Annotated in this window: 7 protein-coding genes; 6 read left to right on the forward strand and 1 reads right to left on the reverse strand. The window is 42.7% G+C overall.

What is annotated here, in order from left to right:
* Positions 1-142: 142 nt before the first annotated feature.
* The 6 genes from coaBC to BMX34_RS06845 all read left to right on the forward strand — a co-directional run bounded on the left by coaBC (position 143) and on the right by BMX34_RS06845 (position 5,896).
* Entirely contained in the window at positions 143-1,354 is a 1,212-nt protein-coding gene (gene coaBC, locus BMX34_RS06820) for a bifunctional phosphopantothenoylcysteine decarboxylase/phosphopantothenate--cysteine ligase CoaBC (protein WP_092572097.1), read from the forward strand.
* A gap of 193 nt (positions 1,355-1,547) precedes the next feature.
* Positions 1,548-2,468: a peptidase U32 family protein gene (locus BMX34_RS06825; protein ID WP_092572099.1), complete on the forward strand. Its 921-nt coding sequence runs from the start codon at positions 1,548-1,550 to the stop codon at positions 2,466-2,468.
* Between the two features lie 13 nt (positions 2,469-2,481).
* On the forward strand, positions 2,482-3,723 hold the full coding sequence (locus tag BMX34_RS06830) for a peptidase U32 family protein (protein WP_092572102.1): 1,242 nt from the start codon (positions 2,482-2,484) through the stop codon (positions 3,721-3,723).
* Positions 3,724-3,732: 9 nt separating this feature from the next.
* The gene (locus BMX34_RS06835) at positions 3,733-5,211 is read left to right on the forward strand and encodes an SLC13 family permease (protein WP_092572104.1); all 1,479 of its coding nucleotides are present in this window, start codon (positions 3,733-3,735) and stop codon (positions 5,209-5,211) included.
* A gap of 11 nt (positions 5,212-5,222) precedes the next feature.
* Positions 5,223-5,501, forward strand: a complete 279-nt coding sequence (locus BMX34_RS06840) for a chorismate mutase (RefSeq protein WP_092572106.1) — start codon at positions 5,223-5,225, stop codon at positions 5,499-5,501.
* Positions 5,502-5,575: 74 nt separating this feature from the next.
* Positions 5,576-5,896 (forward strand): heavy metal-binding domain-containing protein, encoded by a 321-nt coding sequence (locus BMX34_RS06845; RefSeq protein WP_092572108.1) that lies wholly within the window; start codon positions 5,576-5,578, stop codon positions 5,894-5,896.
* A 187-nt stretch (positions 5,897-6,083) separates the two neighbouring features.
* Here BMX34_RS06845 and BMX34_RS06850 read toward each other — a convergent pair.
* Positions 6,084-6,318 (reverse strand): transposase (locus tag BMX34_RS06850; protein ID WP_200793424.1); only part of this gene is annotated, 235 nt, incomplete at its 5' end.

Genomic DNA, 6,318 nt, shown 5'->3' on the forward strand with positions numbered 1-6,318 from the left:
TGATGGTAGGGATGATGGACTTGACTTGTCTGAGATAGCCAGATTTTGTTGCCTACTTGATTCAATCAATCAGAGAAATGGGCAGGCGTCATTAATTAGTGTATAATCATTAAGATAAAAGAATTTTATGAAGGAGCGAATCATGTTAGAAGGATTAAAGATTGCCGTCTATGTCAGTGGCGGTATAGCAGCTTACAAGATTCCAGATTTCGTCAGATCCTTGATTAAGGCTGGGGCTCAGGTTCGGGTAGCGATGACGCCGGCAGCAGAACAATTTGTCACCCCGTTTACCTTTGAAGTCTTAACTAAATATCCAGTTCTAAGAGATCAATCCACTTATCCCGATCCAGTCGGGCATATTCATTTGGCAGATTGGCTAGATCTGGCCATCTTAGTACCTGCTACAGCCAATAGCCTAGGGAAATTGGTTCATGGTATCGCTGATAATGAAGCCCTTGCATCGCTACTGGCCTGTAATCGACCTTGTTTAATTGTGCCAGCGATGAATAATAAGATGTGGGATCACCCAGCGACCCAACGAAACATTGATCAATTACGTCAAGATGGGTATTATGTTCTTGACCCGGCTAAAGGTTTCCTAGCAGAAGGTTATGAAGGCAAGGGCCGGATGCCGGAAGGTCAAGAAATTCTTCAGGCGGTTATGGCGTTAGCGACCATCAGTCAGCAAGAACAAAGATTAGATTTAACTGGACAAAAAATTGTGATCTCAGCGGGAGGGACCCAGGAAGCCATTGATCCTGTTCGTTACATATCGAATCATTCCAGTGGCAAGATGGGCTTGGCCATCGCCCATGTCGCAGCCTTGGCCGGGGCCCAGGTTACTTTAGTCCGAACTCCAAGTGCTCGCGATTTGGCGGTAATTCCCGAAATTCAGTTGATTGATGTGGAGGATGCCCACCAATTGCAGACAGCGATGACTGAAGAAGTGCAAGAAGCAGATATGGTTGTGATGGCCGCAGCAGTCTCAGATTATCGGCCAGCTCAAGTGGCAGAGCAAAAGATTAAGAAAGATAAGAGCCAAGTTTCAAATGATTGGCACCTTCATCTAGTTGAAAACCCTGATATCTTAGCTGGTTTACCTAAGGATCGGGCTTTGGTCATTGGTTTTGCAGCTGAAACTCAAGATGTTGAGAAGAACGCGACGGCTAAGCTAGTTCGTAAAGGCGCTGATATGATTGTGGCCAACGATGTTAGTCGGTCAGATATTGGCTTTGGTACTGATCAAAATGCGGTGACCTTAGTCACTCATCAAGATAAACGCTGTCTCGCTAAAACCTCGAAATTTCAAATTGCCTGGGCCATCTTAGATATGGCACAAAGCATTCAAAAATAAATTAAAGCCTACCGGCAAAATATCGTAAATAGTTTCTTCAGTTTCTATGGCTGATGGTGCTGTTTGCGATATTTTTTATATTGTACGCGATTAAAGGGTTTCCATTCGCTAGGAAAGGGAATAAAGGATTGAATCTAAATTCTTTGAGCATTATAATTGACAATGACACTTTTTATCTGATAGGAGGGATTGGATGATTAAACTGATTGCAACAGTGGAATCTATCCAACAAGGCCGAGATTTATTGGCCGCAGGCGTCGACTGCCTTTATTTTGGTGAGGATCGTTTTGGTTTACGTTTACCATATTCGTTTAGTCGTGAAGAACAAGCAAGCTTAACTCAACTGGCCCATGAAGCTGGTAAAGAAGTATCTATTGCTTTGAATGCTATTTTCCATAATGAGGGAATTGATCAAGTTCCTGAATATCTTGAGTTTCTCAAAGAGATTGGCGTAGATAGTGTGACCTTGGGCGACCCGGGTGTAATTCAGAAGATGAAACGCCATGATTTATTTATTCCTTATCGTTATGATGCTCAAGTGGTCGTGACCAATTCCAAACAAATTAACTTCTGGGCCAAGCGTGGAGCAATTGGAGCCGTCTTGGCGCGGGAAATTCCACGTGACGAGCTAAAAGTCTTAGCCCGAGAAGTGACGGTGCCAGTAGAAACGCTGGTCTATGGGGCAACTTGTATCCATCAATCCAGACGACCTTTATTAGAAAATTACTTCAATTATATTGCTAAGAAAGAATCGGTGGGCCGGGATCGCGGTTTATTCTTATCAGAGCCATTGAAGAAGGATACCCATTACTCAATTTACGAAGACGACAATGGCACTCATATCTTTGCGAACAATGATATCTCTATGGTAGAACATCTGGATGAACTATATCAGATGGGTTTGAGGACTTGGAAATTAGACGGACTCTTTAGCCATCCGGATCAATTTGTGGAGATTGCTTCAGCTTTCGATCAAATGAGACAAGCGATTGAGGCAGGTCAGTGGGACCAAGAGAAATCTGCTCATTATCAATCAATCGTAGCCAGTCTTCATCCCGCTACACGGGGTCTCGATACTGGTTTCTATGAGAAAGATCCTAAAGAGATAGTCTAAGAGAGGTGTAATTATGACAGAAATTAAATTAAAAAAACCCGAAATTCTAGCGCCAGCTGGAACCTTAGAGAAATTAAAAACAGCCATTCACTATGGGGCTGATGCCTGCTATATTGGGGGCGAAGCTTACGGTTTACGGAGTCGAGCTGGGAATTTTAACTATGAAGAAATGGCGGAAGCTGTTGGATTTGCTCATAAACGTGGGGCAAAAGTCTATCTCGTTGCCAACATGATCACACATGAGGGCGATGAAGTAGGCTCAGGAGAATTCTTCCGTACGGTGCGTGATTTAGGGATTGATGCGGTCTTAATCTCAGATCCAGGACTGATTCAAATTTGTGTGTCTGAAGCACCAGGCTTGCCAATCCATCTATCCACCCAAGCTTCAGCAACCAATTATGAAACGCTCAACTTCTGGGCTGACGAAGGATTAGAACGGGTCGTCTTGGCGCGTGAAGTTTCGATGGAAGAGATCCGTACCATGAATGAGAAGGTAGACGTAGAGATTGAAGCTTTCGTTCATGGAGCCATGTGTATCTCTTATTCTGGACGCTGTGTCTTATCTAACCATATGTCGCAACGGGATGCCAACCGAGGAGGTTGTGCCCAGTCTTGTCGCTGGAAGTATGGACTGTTCGATATTGATACTGAAGATATTCGTCATCATGTCGGCGCCGGCGAAGAAGGTATCCGCGAGAAATTCGCCATGTCCTCCGTTGACTTGGCGATGATTGAACATATCCCCGACTTAGTTCAAGCTGGTGTGGATAGTCTGAAAATTGAAGGGCGCATGAAATCCATCCATTATGTGTCGACGATTGTGAATGTCTATCGAGCGGCCGTCGATGCCTACTGTGAAGATCCTGAGCACTATGAATTAAAGCAAGAATGGGTCGACGAATTATGGAAGGCTGCCCAACGTGAATTATCGACAGGTTTCTTCTATGGTACACCCACCGAGAATGAACAATTATTTGGTCGCCGCCGCCGCATTCCTCATTATAATTTTGTCGGTCAAGTTCTTGACTACAATCCTGACACCGGCATTGCCACCATTCAACAACGGAATAAGTTCGTTGTCGGCGACACCGTCGAATTCTACGGACCAGGGATGCGCCATTTCCAACAAGAAGTGCGTCAATTATGGGATGAAGATGGTTTGGAAATTATGGAAGCCCCTCATGCCATGATGATTTGTCAGTTGAAAGTCGATCAAGCGGTCGAACGCTTTGATATGATGCGCAAGGAGAAGTAAGAATTAGCCATGTCATTAAATCAAAATAAATTATATTATTCATTTTCTCAAAAAATTGTCATGGTTGTTTCTTTGTGTTTATTGTTGAATAGCTTTTTGATTCAAGTTTATGATTGGCAGTGGCTAAATTTTACCACTGATCAATTCTCGCTGATCTGTATTTTTATCGGCAGTTTATTGTTATGGTTGTTTGTTGCTCTGGATTGGCCCAGTTTACTCACCTTATTGGCCTTGTCATTTATTGGCGATTACAATTTGGCCAAAATTGCCAGCCTTTCCTTTGGTAATAGCACTTTTGTCTTTCTATTTCTAACCTTTATTGTGACGGCTGCTTTGAATCAGACTAGCTGTCTTAGTCGCTTAACCGCCTGGGCCTTGAACCAAGCCTGGGTTCAAGCGCAACCCCGGCGATTTATTCGGGTCATGTTGTTGGTCTTCCTGGCTTTGGCCATGATATTCTCGCCTTCGGTCTTATTTATGTTTGTCTTTCCAATTTATGAAGAACTATGTCAGCAGTTTAACTGGCAGAAGGGTGAAACCTCAGCAGCCTATTTATTATTTGCTGTCTATGCTACTTTAGCCATCGGCACGGCCATGACACCGATTAACCATGTCTTTGCAATTACGGCGATGGGGATTTATCAATCCGCCAGTGGTCAAGGTATTAGTAACTTTCAGTATATGCAAATCGGGATTCCTACAGGTTTGCTGATTTATGCCGTACTTCTGCTCAGTTTGCGCTATGTTTTCCCATTGAAAATTGATAAAATGCATATATCAGATATAAAAAGTATTCAAGTTACGGGTAAACTGACCCTCAGAGAAAAAATAGTCGGGGCTTTATTCTTACTGATGGTAGCTTTATGGATTTTGCCAGAGTTGATGAGCGGGCTTTGGCCAGCATTTAGTCTAATAATAAAAAATGCTGGCATTGTCTTTTCACCATTGTTGGTTGCAATATTAATGGCAATGATTGTAATCGATGGTGAACCACTACTGAATATTCCGCAAACGATGAGTAAAGGTGTTCATTGGCCAAGTCTCTTGTTGGTTGCAGCGACCCTCTGCTTGGGATCGATTATTGCGAGTCCGGAATTGGGACTGGTCGACTTGATTAATCAGACTTTCAGTACTTGGTTCCAAGGTTTACCCGTCCTACTATTCATTTTGTTATTTGTAGTTTGGGCCGGTCTACAAACCAACTTGTCGTCGAATTTGGTTACCGTCTCCATGGTCACGACGGTTGCAGTCAGTCTGATCGGCAGTTCAGCCATGCAAGACATTCACTTAAATGTCTTAGCCTGCCTCATCGGTTTAATGGCTTCCTTGGCCTGGATGACACCACCGGCCATGCCATATGTGGCGATTTCAATCGGTAGCGGTTGGATTCATAGTCGGCAAAGTTTAACTCTCGGTTTGTGGCTCTTGTTTTGGAGCATTCTTATTGTCAGTTTCATCGCTTATCCATTAGGGATGGTTTTAATTTAAGGGGGAAGAACATGTTTGAAGATTATCGTCAGCAGATAAATCAAATCGATCAGCAAATGGTCGGCTTGTGGGAAGAACGGATCAAGATTGTCGAAGAAATTGCAGCCATTAAGCAAGCTCAAGGGATGGAAGTCCTCGATGAAGAACGTGAAATAAAGGTCATCGAACAGGCCAAATCTTATTTGTCAGACCCTGATTTGTCCCCTCTATTAGAAGAGTTTATGCAAGAGGTACTCAGATTATCTAGAAAACATCAAGTCACTTGGATGAATCAACACGAAGAAGAATAAAATCAGACCTAGGGTGGATTCTAAGAAATCGTTAACATGACATAATATAGTAAATCTAACTAAGGAGTGAGGCTATGTTATTAACTACAACACCATCTGTCGAACACCGCAGTATTAAAGAATACAAGGGAATTGTCTTCGGTGAATCGATTACTGGGATTAACTTTCTAAAGGATTTTTCAGCAGGATTGCGCAATGTCTTTGGTGGACGGTCAAAAGGCTATGAAGAAGAATTAATCCGAACTCGCCAAGAAGCCATGATGGAAATGGAAATGCGAGCCAAAGATTTAGGCGCAGAAGCCGTGATTGGCATTGAATTTGATTATTCCATGCTGGGCTCTGATAATGGCATGATGATGGTGACTTGTACCGGCACAGCCGTCACTTTTGAATAGAAGATAAATAACTAACAGCCTTCGGGCTGTTCAGACTTAAGACAAACTTTGATGATGTAGGATTTCATCGTCAGGGTTTGTCTTTTTGATTGTAGAGGATTCCTAAATAAAAATAATGATAGTTTACATATTCATTAGTCAAGTCCATAATCTTGTGTAAAATATATTACAATGTTTCACCGGTCTTTTACTGATCAAACTTAATATACTTTCTTGTCGAACTAAGCCATTCTTCATGCATGTCCATAAGAATAGTACCTATTAATCGATTGGCTGAAGCTCGATTGGGGAAGATACGAATGATTTTTTCTCTTCTACGGATTTCTTGGTTCAATCGTTCAAGAAGATTGGTGCTTTTCAGTCGGGTGTAGCCATTCCCGATGACGGTATATTGAAAGGCATCTTCAAAGCCACTATCCAAG

Origin of the sequence: Ignavigranum ruoffiae, from assembly GCF_900110675.1 — a bacterium.
GTDB classification, from domain to species: domain Bacteria; phylum Bacillota; class Bacilli; order Lactobacillales; family Aerococcaceae; genus Ignavigranum; species Ignavigranum ruoffiae.

Excerpts from the sequence above, each read along its gene's own strand:
- BMX34_RS06845 (WP_092572108.1), top strand. The coding sequence starts at position 5,576 with ATGTTATTAACTACAACACCATCTGTCGAACACCGCAGTATTAAAGAA.
- BMX34_RS06840 (WP_092572106.1), top strand. The coding sequence starts at position 5,223 with ATGTTTGAAGATTATCGTCAGCAGATAAATCAAATCGATCAGCAAATG.
- coaBC (WP_092572097.1), top strand. The coding sequence starts at position 143 with ATGTTAGAAGGATTAAAGATTGCCGTCTATGTCAGTGGCGGTATAGCA.
- BMX34_RS06835 (WP_092572104.1), top strand. The coding sequence starts at position 3,733 with ATGTCATTAAATCAAAATAAATTATATTATTCATTTTCTCAAAAAATT.
- BMX34_RS06825 (WP_092572099.1), top strand. The coding sequence starts at position 1,548 with ATGATTAAACTGATTGCAACAGTGGAATCTATCCAACAAGGCCGAGAT.
- BMX34_RS06830 (WP_092572102.1), top strand. The coding sequence starts at position 2,482 with ATGACAGAAATTAAATTAAAAAAACCCGAAATTCTAGCGCCAGCTGGA.